This window comes from Marinobacter sp. 1-4A, from assembly GCF_016597725.1.
Classification (GTDB): Bacteria; Pseudomonadota; Gammaproteobacteria; order Pseudomonadales; family Oleiphilaceae; genus Marinobacter.
The window spans coordinates 38,075-52,976 of sequence record NZ_VCGY01000004.1; the positions used below are offsets into that span (position 1 = coordinate 38,075).

The window sequence follows — 14,902 nt, forward strand, 5'->3', positions numbered from 1 at the left end:
GCCAGTCTTGTTTCATGTCCTTTGAAAAACTGGGCGAAGATGGCCTTGCCCGACGCGGCAGACTCACTTTTCCTAGGGGTACGGTTGAGACGCCAGCGTTTATGCCCGTAGGTACCTACGGCACGGTAAAGGGAATGCTTCCCCGCGATATCCATGAGATCGGCGCAGAAATCATTCTTGGCAATACGTTCCACCTGATGTTGCGTCCGGGTACAGACGTGATAAAAGCCCACGGCGACCTTCACGATTTTACCCAGTGGAAAGGGCCAATACTTACGGATTCCGGCGGCTTCCAAGTATTCAGTTTGGGCGAAATGCGCAAAATTACCGAAGAGAAGGTAACGTTTCGCTCTCCGGTAGACGGATCGCCAGTGGAGTTGTCACCGGAAATTGCAATTCAGGTTCAGCGGGATCTTGGCTCTGACATTGTGATGATTTTTGATGAATGCACGCCTTATCCTGCAACGGAGAAGCAGGCGAGAGAGTCCATGGAGCTTTCTCTGCGCTGGGCTAAGCGTAGCAAAGACGCCCACGGAGACAGCCAGTCAGCGCTGTTTGGTATTGTTCAGGGCGGCATGTACGAATCCCTTCGGGACCGCTCACTGGAACGTCTTACGGACATCGGCTTTGATGGCTACGCTATCGGTGGTCTTTCCGTTGGTGAGCCAAAAGAGGACATGATTCGCATACTCGACCACCTGCCAGCCAAGATGCCAGCAGACAAACCTCGGTATCTCATGGGCGTTGGTCGACCAGAGGATCTCGTGGAAGCGGTACGGCGTGGCGTGGATATGTTCGATTGCGTGATGCCCACACGAAATGCACGCAATGGCTACTTGTTCACATCTACTGGGATCGTCAAGATCCGAAACGCCAGACATCGCCACGATACTGCACCTCTGGATCAGCGTTGTGACTGTTATACCTGCAAGAATTTCTCGAGAAGCTACCTATATCATCTTGATAAGTGTGGAGAAATGCTGGGAGCCCAGTTAAACACCATTCACAACCTTCGCTATTACCAGAACCTGATGGCTGGATTGCGCGGGGCCATTGAAGCAGGTACATTGTCGGGCTTTATAAATGACTTCTATGCTCTGCGCGGCGAGACAGTGCCAGCCATGGGTAATGAGTAAAATCTTTTGCTTAATCAACGGAGAGTTTTAATGAAATCAGTTAAGTTGTTTTTGATCGGTCTCATAGCGATGATGCCCACACTGGCGATGGCTCAGGCGGCTGGCCAGCCTGGTGGTATGGGTGTTATGGGCCAAGTGATTTTCTTTGCCGGCTTTATTCTGATTTTCTATTTCCTGATCTGGCGCCCCCAGTCCAAGCGTGCAAAAGAGCACAAAGCATTGATGTCTGGTCTTAATAAAGGCGATGAAGTGGTTACCTCTGGCGGCATTGCCGGAAAGATCACCAAAGTAACAGACGACTTTATCGTTGTTGAGATTTCCAACAACGTTGAGGTAAAGGTACAGAAAGTGGCTGTTGCCGCCGCGCTGCCTAAAGGTACGCTCAAAGATATCTGAGCAAGGACTCTCTGGCCGGCCCTGATACCTGCCGGCTTGAACCTTTCTGGCTGAAACACCAAGGCCAGCTTTTAGGCTGGCTACAAGGGATCCTATGCTGAACAAGTACCCGCTTTGGAAAAACCTGATTATCCTGATCGCGATCGTGATCGGGTTCATCTACGCCTTGCCCAATTTATTTCCCGATGACTATGCCGTACAAATCACCGGCGCCCGTAGCAGCACCGAAGTGAACTCCGCTGTGCTTGAGAGAGCCGTCAAGGCGTTGGAGTCGGATGGCATTGAGGTTAAAAGTAGTACCCTTGAGGATCGGGATGCTCTTATCCGGTTGACCAGTTCTGATGATCAATTGCGTGCCCGTCCCGTTGTTCAGGCTGCTTTGGGAAGAGATTATCTCGTTGCGCTTAATATGGCGCCCTCAACACCTTCTTGGTTGAAAAGTTTGGGTGCTGGGCCAATGAAGCTTGGCTTGGACCTGCGTGGTGGTGTCCACTTCCTGCTCGAGGTTGATATGGATACCGCTGTTGGCCAAAGGCTTGAAGCGGTTTCGGGTCAGATTAAACGCGAGCTTCGTGAGGAGCGCATCCGGTATAGAGGCGGAGATGTGCAAGGCGCCCGCGACATTGTCTTGAGTTTCCGTGATGAAGCGACTCGCACCGAGGCATTTGATCTGATCAAGCGTCAATATAACGAGTTTTTGCTAGACCAGAGAGCCGACGGTGATGAGTTGCAGATAGTGCTCACACTTTCCGAAGCCGAGGTAAGCGCTATTCGTAAGTATGCTCTTGAGCAGAACCTGACCACCATCCGTAACCGGGTGAACGAGCTTGGTGTTGCTGAGCCTTTGGTCCAACAACAGGGTTCCGACCGAATTATTGTCGAGCTTCCGGGTGTTCAAGATACAGCTCAAGCAAAGCGGGTATTGGGGGCGACAGCAAATCTGGAGTTTCGCATGGAGGCCCGTCAAGACGCAGCCTCTAGCGAGACAGAGCAGTTCAGCTTTCGGGACGAGCGCCAGCGTACAGCTCGCCTAGAGCGTGACGTGATTGCCACCGGTAACAACGTTGCCAATGCGCAGCAGGCTTTTGATGAAAATGGCCAGCCGCAGGTGAGTATTACCATGGACTCTGTGGGTGGCGACCTAATGAATCGTGCTACTCGTAATGCTATCGGTCGGCGTATGGCGGTTCTGTTTATCGAATTCCGCACCGAAACCGAAACCAAAATGGTCAATGGTGAGCCCGTGGAATCTGAGAAGCGGGTTGTAGAAAAAGGGATTATTAGCCTGGCAACTGTTCAGTCCGCGTTAGGCAGCAGCTTCCGTATCACGGGGCTGGATTCCATTCCCGAGGCGTCGGAACTGGCGCTCCTCTTACGTGCAGGCGCTCTTGCTGCGCCTATGTATTTCGTACAGGAGCGCACCATTGGGCCAAGCCTGGGGCAGAAAAATATCGACGCTGGCATGATGTCGGTGGGGCTCGGCTTTATTCTCGTTCTGCTTTATATGCTCTTTTACTATCGCGGGTTCGGTGTTGTGGCAAATATTGCGCTCACCGTAAACTTGATGTTGTTGATTGCTTGCATGTCCATTCTCTCTGCCACGCTGACGCTGCCAGGTATTGCCGGTATCGTGTTGACCGTAGGTATGGCTGTGGACGCAAACGTGTTGATATTTGAGCGTATAAAGGAAGAGCTAAAGTCTGGCGTATCGCCGCAATTGGCTATTAATTCCGGCTATTCCCGCGCTTTCGTGTCTATTTTTGATGCCAACATCACTACGTTGCTGGTTGCTGTTATTCTCTTTGCGATGGGCTCTGGTCCGGTAAAAGGGTTTGCGGTGACGCTGTGCATCGGGATTCTGACGTCCATGTTCTCAGGGCTGATGGTTAGCCGGAGCATCGTTAACATGGTATACGGCGGCCGCAGGGTCGAGAAATTGTCGATCGGAGGAAAGCTCGCCAATGTCTGATGATCAAAAGCAAGCATTTGATTTTATGGGTTTCCGGAAGATCGCTTCCGCGATCTCCATTATTCTGGTAGTTGCGTCCATCGCGCTGTTGGGAATACGAGGTCTAAACTTCGGTATGGACTTTACCGGCGGCACCTCGGTTGAGCTCGAGTATGCTCAAGCTCCGAAGCTGGATGAGATTCGTTCCACGCTCACAGAAGCTGGATATGATCAGTTTGTGGTGCAGAATTTTGGCGCCGATACTATTGTTCTGGTGCGACTATCGGAATCCGGCAATGACCAGTTGGCGCTTGAGATTGTGGATACGCTTTCCGCGACCGGGGAGGATCTGAAGCTAATCAGCTCAGAATTTGTTGGATCTCAAGTGGGTGATGAGCTTAAAGAGGATAGTGGGCTGGCGCTCTTGCTGGCGCTTGTCGTTGTGCTCATCTATGTGGGTATGCGCTTTCAGTTCAAGTTTGGGATTGCGTCGGTAGTGCCTCTGGCTCACGACGTTATTATCGTTCTAGGCCTGTTCGCGCTGTTCCAATGGACCTTCGACCTAACGGTTCTCGCGGCGTTGCTGGCTATTATTGGTTACTCGCTGAACGACACGATCGTAGTGGCGGACCGTATTCGCGAGAATTTTCGGAAGATGAGGGTTGGGGAGTCCTGGGATATTATCAATGAATCCATTCACCAAACCATTGCTCGGACTATCAATACCTCCGGTACCACTTTGGTGGTTCTGTTGGCTTTGTATTTTCTGGGTGGCGAGGCGATTAATAACTTCGCTCTTGCGTTGATAATCGGTGTGGTGGTGGGTACCTACTCATCTATCTATGTTTCTGCGAACCTGCTGATGGTCATGGGTGTGTCCCGTGAAGATCTCATGGTTCCTGCCAAAGAAGGTGTCGAGGGTTCCGAAGAGGAAGAGCAGCCTCCGGAATGGCTCAATCGCATGTAGTTATGTTGCGTCTTGACGAATGTCCAGACACAAAAAAACCGCCACTGTTTTGCTCAGTTGGCGGTTTTTTTGTGTCTGAAATCGGGCTGTGATTGTTAGCCCGAGTGCTCAGGTTAGCTAGGCATGCGGCCGCGGAAGGGGTGTAGAGCCTTCAGGACTTCACGGAACAACTTCGGGTTGGCTACCACGAGTTGACGTGCTTTGTCTGTTGATGGGTTGCCTGAAAAGTCTGCAGTCAGTGCGCCGGATTCCATGGCCAGAACTACTCCCAGATCCAGATCCACTGCATCTGGACGGAAAATAACAGCTGCATCCAGAAGGCCGGCTGAAACTCGCGCAATATCCAAAACAACGCAGCCAGACGTGCGGAACATGGATGAATTTTGCGCCAGAACCGCAGCCATCTCACCCCAAAGAAGCGGATTGTCGCTTTGGCGGGCCTGATCAAGCAGGTTGGTAGCAAAAGCCGCTTTTTCAGCATGCTTAACGTCTGAAACTCTTACTCTGCGGCTGTTTAGCGCAGCGCCACGACCACGGCTGGCAGAGTATTCTTCGCCCGTAACCGGGTTTACAAGCAGTAGGTTTTCCGTACGGTTGTTCTTCTTCTGCGCCAAAGCCAGAGCGAACTCGGGAATGCCTCGCAGGAAATTTTCGCGACCCAAAACTGGGAAAATATGCCAGCTTCGTTCGGTTGTACCGGCATCTGATTCATTCAGAGGCGCGATGGTGTGATCTTTGTAGGCCTTTTCGAGTTGCTCTGCAAAGTTGTCATAAATGGATTGCTCGACCCGGTCCAACTGGCGGCGACGTTCGTCGTCATCCTTACCGATGGGCTCCTGGCGCTCGAAGTGGGCTTTCAGGTAATCCGACCCTTGACGCGCGACGCGCAGGGCCATTTTGATAGCTGGTTGCATCTGAGTGTTCATTATCCGGGTGTGTGAAGGCCGGGTATGATAGCAAAAGATCATCCTCCTTGTACGTTTTTTGGCTTAGTAAAAGCACTAGTCATGGAATATCCGGGGGCGCAGAAAGACAGTGCTTTCTGGTATCATATTCGCCCTTAAATTTTAACTTTGGGCCAGCCGCCAATGCATAAGCCATCTCCGCCTCTGGAAGGGCCGGACGCGTTTCAAGATAAAATCCGGATTGTCCTCGTCGAGACCTCTCATTCCGGGAATATCGGGGCAGTTGCCCGAGCAATGAAGAATATGGGGCTGGCCAATTTATGGCTGGTTAACCCGAACTCCTTCCCGGACGAGGCCTCCTATGCCCGTGCTGCAGGTGCTTCCGACATACTCGACAGAGCACAGGTAGTGCCCACTTTGGACAAAGCACTGGAAGATTGCGTGATGGTTATGGGAACCAGCGCCCGGGGGAGAAAAATACCTTGGCCTGTTATGCCTCCGCCGGAAGCTGCTGCCATTGCGGCAGAGAATAGCCAGCGTGGTTCAGTGGCGTTGGTTTTTGGGCGGGAAAATCATGGGTTGAGCAATGATGAGCTTCATCTTTGCCACTACCACATCCATATTCCCTCAAACCCGGATTACAGTTCTCTGAACCTCTCGATGGCGGTTCAAATCATGTGTTATGAGTTGCGGATGCTGTATTTGCGCAGCCTTGAAGAAACTGAGGGTAGCCCATATTTAAGGTCGATGGTGTCGCCCGGCGATGCAGGCTGGGATGTGCCTCTTGCTAAAGTGGGCGATGTTGAGGGCTTCTTTACCCATCTTGAGCAAACCTTGCATGATGTGGATTTTCACCGGCGCGACAATCCAAGGCAGCTAATGTCCAGACTGCGCAGACTGTTCCAGCGGGCAAAGCTTGATCAGATGGAAATCAATATTCTCCGGGGCATTCTGAGCGCGGTGCAAAAAGCTGCAGGCGTTTCCGGAAACACTAAATCAACACAGGCCGGTAAAGAGTCTACCGGACAGGAAAGTGGCCATGTTTAGGCATTTACGTGAAGATATAAAAAGCGTTTTTCATCGGGATCCTGCCGCCAGAAATACCTTTGAGGTGCTCACCAACTATCCGGGCCTTCATGCTTTGTTGATTCATCGGTTCTCCCACTGGCTGTGGAATGCTGGGCTTAAGTGGTTGGCCCGCACTATTTCCACACTGGCTAGATGGTTCACTGGCATAGAGATTCACCCGGGTGCGACAATCGGCCGACGGTTCTTTATCGATCATGGTATGGGTGTGGTAATAGGTGAAACCACGGTTATAGGTGATGACGTAACCCTGTATCAGGGTGTCACCCTCGGTGGAACTAGCTGGAATAAGGGTAAGCGCCATCCTACGATTGGTGACGGAGTGGTAGTCGGCGCCGGAGCAAAGATATTGGGGCCTTTTGAGGTGGGAGCGGGAGCCAAGATTGGTTCTAATTCCGTTGTTACCAAAAGCGTTCCCGAGGGCGCGACTGTTGTGGGTATTCCTGGCCGGGTCATCGTAAGGCAGAAATCCGAAGACGACGCCCGTCGCAAAATAATGGAAGAGCGCATGGGCTTTGATGCCTATGGCGTAACCGAAGAAATGCCGGACCCAATGGCTCGCTCAATGCGGGCCCTGCTAGACCATATGCATGCGGTGGATGACCGCATTGAAATTATGTGCAAAGCCCTGCGCAAAGTGAGCAGTGAGTACCAGAATGGAGAGCTGCCCGTTTTGGACGAAGACGATTTTGATTGTGTGCGTGATGAGAAAGAGGGTCAGGGCTGAATACTTGACTGAATTACTTGGTCAATTCATACTCAGGCTCCTATATTGAGATTCAATCCCATCACGGGGCTGATGCCATGAAGTTGACTACAAAAGGCCGCTACGCTGTTACGGCTATGTTGGATCTTGCTCTCCACGGGGGGCAGGGGCCGGTAACGCTAGCGGATATTTCAGCCCGTCAGGAAATTTCGCTTTCCTATCTGGAGCAACTCTTCTCACGCCTTCGCCGCCAGCAGTTGGTGGAAAGCATTCGTGGGCCGGGCGGTGGTTACCGCTTGAGTCGTGGAGCCGCCGACATCTACATTGCCGATGTTGTTGATGCGGTAAGTGAGTCACTCGATACCACAAGATGTGGAAATAAAGGTGACTGCCAGAATGGCGAGAAATGCCTGACTCATCACTTATGGTCTGATCTTAGCGACCAGATTCATCAGTTTCTCAGCGGGATTAGCCTCGGTGACCTGATGAAAAGACACGAAATCCGCCAAGTTGCGGACAGACAGAATCGCCGTCAGGCCGATGGGGATTCCGACACGATTAACACCGAGCGTCTGAAAGATCAGGCGCCCGCCTGAATCAAGCCTCTGTAATTTATGAAAAAGCCCGTATATCTGGATTACGCGGCAACGACGCCCGTTGATCCCGCTGTCGCTGAAGAAATGATTAAATACCTCACACCGGATGGTGTTTTTGGTAACCCAGCCTCTCGCTCCCATGGTTTTGGCTGGCAAGCGGAAGCCGCCGTCGAGGCAGCTAGAGGTCAGGTAGCAAGCCTCATCCACGCAGATCCTCGTGAAATAGTTTGGACTTCTGGTGCAACGGAATCGGACAATCTTGCGATCAAAGGTGCAGTTGCCAATCGCGAAAAAGCGCACATCGTAACATCTAAAATCGAGCATAAGGCGGTTGTTGATACTTGCAAATGGCTTGAAGCACGCGGTGTTGAGGTTACCTGGCTAGAGCCGGGGAGTGATGGCGTGGTATTGCCAGAGCAAGTGTTCCAAGCTCTTAGGCCGGAAACCTCACTGGTTAGCCTAATGCTTGTAAACAATGAGCTTGGGTCTGTGAACGATATAGCCACTATTGGTAAAGAGTTGCGCGACCGTGGCGTTCTATTTCATGTAGATGCAGCTCAGGCTGCGGGCAAGCTTCCTGTGGATGTTACGGAGTTGTCGGTGGATCTTATGGCACTTTCCGGTCATAAAGTATACGGCCCCAAGGGTGTGGGGGCGCTGTATGTAAGGCGCTCTCCAGATGTGCGCATAGAGGCGCAAATTCACGGCGGAGGCCATGAGCGTGGTATGCGATCCGGTACCTTACCAACCCACCAAATAGTCGGCATGGGCAAAGCCTTTGCTATCGCACAGAGCAACCTTGACGATGAGACCCGTCTGTTGGAAAGCCTGCGCGCGTCGTTCTTGCAGGGGTTAAGCGGACTCTCGGGAGTAACGCTCAATGGCTCTGAAGCCTCTCGTGTCCCCGGTATTATTAATCTCTCCTTTGATGGCGTGGATGCGGAATCTCTCATGCTGGGCTTACGGAATTTGGCGGTATCATCCGGCTCCGCCTGTGCTTCAGCAACTATTGAGCCCTCTTACGTGCTTCGTGGGGTTGGATTGAGTGATGAACAGGCCCATAGGGCACTGCGGTTTTCTGTTGGTCGCTACACAACGCCCGATGAAATGGCTTTTGCGAGCGCGCAAATTGTTGATGTTGTTACCCGCCTTCGCTCAGTGCGGTAGGCAGTGGGCCTTTGACTGCGTATAATCGCAGGCCTGAAATTTACCTGAATCTCATTAACCCCAACCCTACTGGAGAAATACCATGGCTAACGAACGTACGCTTTCCATCATCAAGCCCGATGCCGTTGCAAAAAATGTTATCGGTGAGATTTACAGCCGTTTCGAGAAGGCTGGCCTGAGCATTGTTGCATCGCGCATGATGCACCTTACTCAAGAGCAGGCTGAAGGCTTCTATGCAGAGCACAAAGAGCGTCCGTTTTTTAACGATCTGGTTGCCTTTATGACATCTGGCCCGGTTGTTGTTCAGGTTTTGGAAGGCGAAGGCGCTATCCTGAAAAACCGTGATCTAATGGGTGCTACCAACCCGAAAGAAGCTGATGCTGGCACAATTCGCGCCGATTTCGCTACATCAATCGATGCTAATGCGGTACATGGTTCTGACTCTGCTGAGTCTGCAGAGCGTGAAATCGCCTATTTCTTCAATGACAACGAAATCTGCCCGCGCGGTTGATTTGGTTGGTCGGGGTTGCCAAAGGCAGCCCCGCATTGGTTATCTGATCGAGGTTATAAAATGACAGCGGCCGCTGAAAAAACCAACCTTTTGGGAATGCCGAGAGACAAGCTTGAGGCTTTCTTCGAAACCTTGGGGGAAAAACGTTTTCGCGCTACTCAGTTGCTGCAATGGATGCACCAGCGGGGTGTGGATGACTTCGATCAAATGACCAATGTGAGTAAATCCCTGCGGGATAAGCTCAAGCAAGTTGCCGTGATTCGCGGCCCGGAAGTTGTTTACGACGAAACGTCAAAAGACGGTACCCGCAAGTGGGTCATGCGCATGGACAACGGCAACAGTGTAGAAACCGTGCTTATTCCAGACGGCGAACGGGGCACTCTGTGCGTGTCTTCGCAAATTGGCTGCACCCTTGATTGTACGTTTTGTTCCACAGGTAAGCGCGGTTTTAACCGCAATCTGACTGCCGCAGAAATCATTGGGCAGGTATGGGTTGCACGCAAAGCTTTCATGCCGTTTGAGCCAGGGCCGGATCGGCCAATTACCAACGTTGTGATGATGGGGATGGGTGAGCCCCTCATGAACTTCGACAACGTGGTAGATGCCATGAACCTGATGATGGAAGATCTCGCATACGGTATCTCCAAACGGCGGGTAACACTCAGCACTTCCGGTGTTGTTCCCGGCATTGATCGCCTTGCGGAAGTTACGGATGTTTCACTGGCCATTTCGCTACACGCGCCCAATGATGAGCTAAGAAACAAACTGGTGCCGCTCAACAAAAAATACCCGATCGCCGAGCTTCTGGCGGCTACAAAACGTTATTTCAGCCGTCTTCCCGAAAAACGTAAAGCGACGATAGAATACACGGTTATCGAGGGAATGAACGATAAGCCAGAGCACGCTCACGAGCTGGCGGAATTACTGCGTGATCTTCCATGCAAGATCAATCTTATTCCCTTCAACCCGTTCCCCGAGAGTGACTTCCGCCGGCCAAGCATGAATGCGACCCGGCGCTTTCAGACCGTTCTTAACGAAGCGGGTTATGTCGCTACTATCAGAACAACCCGTGGTGACGATATAGACGCAGCTTGCGGCCAACTGGTGGGGCAGGTGGAAGATCGAACCCGCAGAAGCCAGCGGTACATTAATGTTCAACAGGTGAACACCTGAACGGGCACTTGCCACGTTTAACCAGCGAGGAACGCAATCTGTGGTTATAAGATCGGTACATGAACGCTTTGCTGTCTTGACAGCCTTGCTAGTCGCTCTTTTGGTCACGGGGTGTGTTACCACAACGGATAGCCGTTTTTCACGCGAGGCGGACCGCCAAAAAGCGGTTGAAAACTACGTTCAGCTCGCCTCTGCATATATTGGTCAGGGTAACATCGAGCGCGCGCGACACCATCTAGACAGGGCACTGGAGCTTGAGCCCGACAGCCCGCAAGCTCTCGCAACTTTAGGATTGATTTACAACAGCGATGGTGAACCCGAGCTTGCCGAAAAGAGCTTTAAAAGAGCGATTTCCGAAGACTCCAAATACACCCGTGCTCGGGTGTATTATGGTGCGTTTCTTTACGCACAAGGTCGGCTGGAGGAATCGCGTGACCAGTTTAGTGCGGCGTCCAAAGATACAGACTATAAAGATCGCGGTTCCATTTTCTACAATCTGGGTATGACACAGGAGCGCCTCGGGCAACAAAAAGAAGCAATTGCTTCCTACCGTCGAGCGTCGGAGCTGACGCGTGGCGATCCACGTTCCTTGCTTTCGCTCTCTAGGGTGATGGTTGAATCAGGCGATGTAGCGGGTGCTGCCCGTTATTACAAGCGTCTGTTAGTAATCATGCAACGTAACCCAAAATTGAAGCATTCGCCCGAGAGCCTCTTCACAGGTATTCGTATTGCACGGCACTTAGGAGACAGGAACCAGGAAGCCAGCCTGAGGCTGCAATTGAAAAACAATTACCCGGAGTCAGTAGAGTACCAACAATACAAGGCGCTGATTTCTAATGACAAGTGATGACAATCAACACAGTGCAGGGAATGAATCCGTTGGCCAGCAGCTGAAGAAGGCAAGGGAAAAGCAGGGTTTGAGCGTTGCCCAAATTGCTGAAGCACAGCATTTACGAAACGGCGTCATTCAAGCAATCGAAAGCGGCGATTACAAGCAAATAGACAGCGAGCTCTTTCTTAAGGGCTATGTCCGTACCTATGCCAAACAGGTGGGGCTCAACGCCGACTCTATCATTGCAGACCTCAACATTGAGCTAGAGCCCGCACGCCTTCAAAAAGCGCGGGACTTGGAAGCCAATCCGCTGGTTAATATTGAGCGCCGCAGACGCCGAAAGCGTAGAATTGCTAAGTTGCTGTTGCTGATCCTAGTAGCAGCAATTATTGCTGCCGTCGTTGTCAGGGTGGTTTTGCCGAAACTCAACTCTGAAGATGTAGCCGAGGAACAGTCTGCGATAACAGACCCAGCACCCGAGGTAAAAGCACCGGAGCCTTTGCTGGAACCCGAGCAAAGCGCCAGCGTTTCTGAAGCTACCGGCTATGACAGTGTTGATGATGCGCCTGAGCTTAGCTCTGTGGTTGATGTCACTGCCGATGAACAACCGATGTCGGATTTTGAGCCTGCGCAGCCCGAAGCTGACGAGCAGGTGCCCGTTGTAGCTGAAAACATTGAACCTGTTTTGGCGCAACCGCCTGTCAGCGAACCGGCAGGCCCGGTATCAGGGGTGTTGGAAATCGAGTTTACCGGGGACTGCTGGGTTCAGGTGCGCGATGCAAGCGGAAACCGCCTTGCAAGTTCGCTGCAAAGGGCAGGAGACAAGCTGCAGGTTTCCGGCGAAGCCCCTCTAAAAGTGGTAATCGGTGCCGTTGATACGGTCGCTACCATTAGCTTTCAAGGCGAACCTGTGGACATAGGTGGTTTTCCTGTGGTGAACAACCGCTCCGAGTTCACGCTGACAATCTGATTATTTTTTTGCACTTACCTATTTCGGTCGTAAGCACATGAAACACGAATCCCCGATCAAGAGACGCAAATCCCGCCAAATCATGGTCGGAAACGTACCCGTTGGTGGTGATGCGCCAATTGCGGTCCAGAGCATGACCAACACCAACACCTGTGATGTTGATGCAACGGTGGGCCAGATTACCGCTTTGCAAGATGCGGGCGCCGATATTGTCCGGGTATCTGTACCTTCCATGGAGGCCGCCGACGCCTTCGGGAAGATCAGAGAACGCGTGTCTTTGCCGTTAGTTGCAGACATTCACTTCGATCATAAAATCGCGTTACGGGTTGCTGAGCTTGGGGTTGACTGCCTGCGTATCAACCCCGGCAATATAGGCCGTGAAGATCGCGTGAGTGCTGTAATCAGTGCCTGTCGTGACGGCAATATACCTATGAGAATAGGCGTAAATGCCGGTTCTCTTGAAAAAGAACTGCAGCGAAAATATGGCGAACCCACAGCGGATGCGCTGGTTGAATCAGCGATGCGCCACATTGATATTCTTGACCGGCATGACTTTCAGAACTTTAAAGTTAGCCTAAAAGCGTCAGAAGTGTTCATGACAGTAGACGCCTACCGAAAAATTGCGACTCAAATTGATCAGCCCTTACATCTTGGTATCACCGAAGCCGGGGGCCTAAGGTCAGGCACGGTTAAGTCATCTATCGGCCTTGGTATGCTTTTGATGGATGGCATCGGCGACACTATCCGAGTGTCTCTGGCAGCGGATCCGGTTCAGGAAATCAAAGTGGGCTTCGATATCCTCAAAAGTCTACGTTTGCGTAGTCGGGGCATTAACTTTATTGCCTGTCCGAGCTGCTCGCGCCAGAACTTCGATGTCATTCAAACCATGAATGATCTTGAAGTGCGTTTGGAGGATGTAAACGAATCACTGGACGTCGCGATCATCGGCTGCATTGTGAATGGTCCCGGTGAGGCCAAAGTAGCTGATATAGGTCTAACCGGGGGAAGCCCTAAAAACCTGTTTTACAGGGGCGGCAAGCCGAATCAAAAGCTTGATAATGCCAACCTCACGGATGATCTTGAGCGGTTGATACGCGAAGAGATCGCCCGTAAAAAAGAACAGGAAGAGTCCATTATCGCGCGCTCAGACAAGTGATAGGTTCACTCCGTTAGGCACGACTATCCAGAAAGCATTAAGGGTTTACATTGGCTAAGATTCAGGCAATACGTGGGATGAACGACATCCTGCCAGAGCAAACACCGGTCTGGCAGTTTGTTGAGTCCACTGCGCGCAAAGTGTTGCGGCAATATGGTTATCAAGAAATTCGGATGCCGGTTGTAGAGCAGACAGATCTGTTCAAGCGCTCCATAGGTGAAGTCACAGACATCGTTGAAAAAGAGATGTATACCTTTGAGGATCGCAACGGCGATAGCTTGACATTGCGTCCCGAGGGCACTGCCGGATGCGTTCGCGCGGCTGAAGAGCACGGCTTATTATTCAACCAGACTCGCAGGTTGTGGTATACCGGGCCCATGTTCCGACACGAGCGTCCGCAAAAAGGGCGGTATCGCCAGTTCCATCAGATTGGCGTTGAGTGCTTTGGTATTCAGGGTCCTGATATTGATGCGGAACTACTGATTCTTACCGCCAGGCTCTGGCAAGAGTTAGGGCTTGGCAATCATGCTCGCCTAGAGATTAACTCTATTGGCTCATCGGCTGCGCGCAAAGAGTTTCGTAGTGCCTTAGTGGATTATTTGGGCCAGTTCAAAGCGGAACTTGATGAAGACAGCCAAAGGCGGTTGGAGACCAATCCGCTCCGCATTCTGGATACCAAAGATCCCGGGACCCGCAAGTTGCTCACAGGTGCGCCGCGTCTGGAAGACTATCTTGATGAGGAATCGCGGGACCACTTTGCCCGGTTAAAAGAACTACTGGATGCGGCCGGCATTGTCTACACCGTCAATCCGGCCCTTGTGCGCGGTCTTGATTACTATGGTAAGACGGTTTTCGAATGGGTAACTGAGAGCCTTGGCGCTCAGGGTACTATTTGCGCAGGTGGTCGTTACGATGGCTTGGTAGAGCAACTTGGTGGAAAACCGACAACGGCCGTTGGTTTTGCCATGGGGCTTGAACGCCTTATCTTGTTGCTGGATACCTTGGGGTTGGTGCCTGAAGAAGCTAACAGCAATGCGGATGTGTATGTGACGGCAATGGGTGACACAGCCGTAGCGCCTGCGTTGGCGCTTGCAGAAAACCTGCGTAACCAGCTAAAAGGGCGAATCGTTATCAGCCATTGTGGCGGTGGCAGTTTCAAAAGCCAGATGAAAAAAGCGGATAAAAGTGGTGCCCGTTACGCAGTCATTCTTGGCGATAACGAATTAGAGAACGCAACAGTCGGCCTTAAACCACTGCGTTCAGATGAAGAACAGACCAGTGTGCCACAGAGTGACCTTGCAACTGTGCTCGCGAAAGCTCTGGCGAACTGATTCGCACAACTATAAAAGTAAA

General features: G+C 51.8%; 15 protein-coding genes. 14 read left to right on the forward strand and 1 reads right to left on the reverse strand.

Annotated features, from left to right (window positions below):
* The first annotated feature begins 14 nt into the window (after nt 1-14).
* The 4 genes from tgt (at nt 15) to secF (ending at nt 4,447) form a co-directional block, all read left to right on the forward strand.
* A complete protein-coding gene (gene tgt, locus FE845_RS10015) occupies nt 15-1,136 on the forward strand; it encodes a tRNA guanosine(34) transglycosylase Tgt (RefSeq protein ID WP_200364717.1) in 1,122 nt (373 codons plus the stop codon).
* Nucleotides 1,137-1,205: 69 nt separating this feature from the next.
* Nucleotides 1,206-1,532: a preprotein translocase subunit YajC gene (gene yajC / locus FE845_RS10020; protein ID WP_413785081.1), complete on the forward strand. Its 327-nt coding sequence runs from the start codon at nt 1,206-1,208 to the stop codon at nt 1,530-1,532.
* Nucleotides 1,533-1,626: 94 nt separating this feature from the next.
* On the forward strand, nt 1,627-3,501 hold the full coding sequence (gene secD / locus FE845_RS10025; protein ID WP_200364092.1) for a protein translocase subunit SecD: 1,875 nt from the start codon (nt 1,627-1,629) through the stop codon (nt 3,499-3,501).
* Nucleotides 3,494-4,447, forward strand: coding sequence for a protein translocase subunit SecF (gene secF, locus FE845_RS10030; protein ID WP_200364094.1), 954 nt, complete (start codon nt 3,494-3,496; stop codon nt 4,445-4,447). Before secD ends, secF begins: the two co-directional genes overlap by 8 nt.
* A gap of 113 nt (nt 4,448-4,560) precedes the next feature.
* Here the strand turns inward: secF and FE845_RS10035 are convergent, their stop codons facing one another.
* Nucleotides 4,561-5,361 carry an inositol monophosphatase family protein gene (locus FE845_RS10035; RefSeq protein WP_200364096.1) on the reverse strand — a complete coding sequence of 267 codons (801 nt, stop codon included), beginning with the start codon at nt 5,359-5,361 and terminating at the stop codon, nt 4,561-4,563.
* 174 nt (nt 5,362-5,535) lie between these two features.
* Between FE845_RS10035 and trmJ the strand changes: the two genes are divergently transcribed.
* From trmJ to hisS, 10 genes are all read left to right on the forward strand, one after another.
* Nucleotides 5,536-6,399, forward strand: a complete 864-nt coding sequence (trmJ, locus tag FE845_RS10040; RefSeq protein WP_200364098.1) for a tRNA (cytosine(32)/uridine(32)-2'-O)-methyltransferase TrmJ — start codon at nt 5,536-5,538, stop codon at nt 6,397-6,399.
* A complete protein-coding gene (gene cysE, locus FE845_RS10045) occupies nt 6,392-7,165 on the forward strand; it encodes a serine O-acetyltransferase (protein WP_200364100.1) in 774 nt (257 codons plus the stop codon). The genes trmJ and cysE overlap by 8 nt, the downstream gene beginning before the upstream one ends.
* 77 nt (nt 7,166-7,242) lie before the next feature.
* Nucleotides 7,243-7,740 carry a Fe-S cluster assembly transcriptional regulator IscR gene (iscR, locus tag FE845_RS10050; protein WP_200364102.1) on the forward strand — a complete coding sequence of 166 codons (498 nt, stop codon included), beginning with the start codon at nt 7,243-7,245 and terminating at the stop codon, nt 7,738-7,740.
* A gap of 18 nt (nt 7,741-7,758) precedes the next feature.
* Complete coding sequence (locus tag FE845_RS10055) at nt 7,759-8,907, forward strand: IscS subfamily cysteine desulfurase (protein ID WP_200364104.1); 1,149 nt, start codon at nt 7,759-7,761, stop codon at nt 8,905-8,907.
* A gap of 82 nt (nt 8,908-8,989) precedes the next feature.
* Entirely contained in the window at nt 8,990-9,418 is a 429-nt protein-coding gene (gene ndk / locus FE845_RS10060) for a nucleoside-diphosphate kinase (RefSeq protein WP_200364107.1), read from the forward strand.
* Between the two features lie 60 nt (nt 9,419-9,478).
* Entirely contained in the window at nt 9,479-10,591 is a 1,113-nt protein-coding gene (rlmN, locus tag FE845_RS10065; RefSeq protein WP_200364109.1) for a 23S rRNA (adenine(2503)-C(2))-methyltransferase RlmN, read from the forward strand.
* 40 nt (nt 10,592-10,631) lie between these two features.
* Entirely contained in the window at nt 10,632-11,438 is an 807-nt protein-coding gene (pilW, locus tag FE845_RS10070; RefSeq protein WP_200364111.1) for a type IV pilus biogenesis/stability protein PilW, read from the forward strand.
* Nucleotides 11,428-12,393, forward strand: a complete 966-nt coding sequence (locus FE845_RS10075) for a RodZ domain-containing protein (protein ID WP_200364113.1) — start codon at nt 11,428-11,430, stop codon at nt 12,391-12,393. The genes pilW and FE845_RS10075 overlap by 11 nt, the downstream gene beginning before the upstream one ends.
* Before the next feature lie 37 nt (nt 12,394-12,430).
* Nucleotides 12,431-13,549 carry a flavodoxin-dependent (E)-4-hydroxy-3-methylbut-2-enyl-diphosphate synthase gene (gene ispG / locus FE845_RS10080; protein ID WP_200364116.1) on the forward strand — a complete coding sequence of 373 codons (1,119 nt, stop codon included), beginning with the start codon at nt 12,431-12,433 and terminating at the stop codon, nt 13,547-13,549.
* 50 nt (nt 13,550-13,599) lie between these two features.
* Nucleotides 13,600-14,880, forward strand: a complete 1,281-nt coding sequence (gene hisS, locus FE845_RS10085) for a histidine--tRNA ligase (RefSeq protein WP_200364118.1) — start codon at nt 13,600-13,602, stop codon at nt 14,878-14,880.
* Nucleotides 14,881-14,902: the final 22 nt, after the last annotated feature.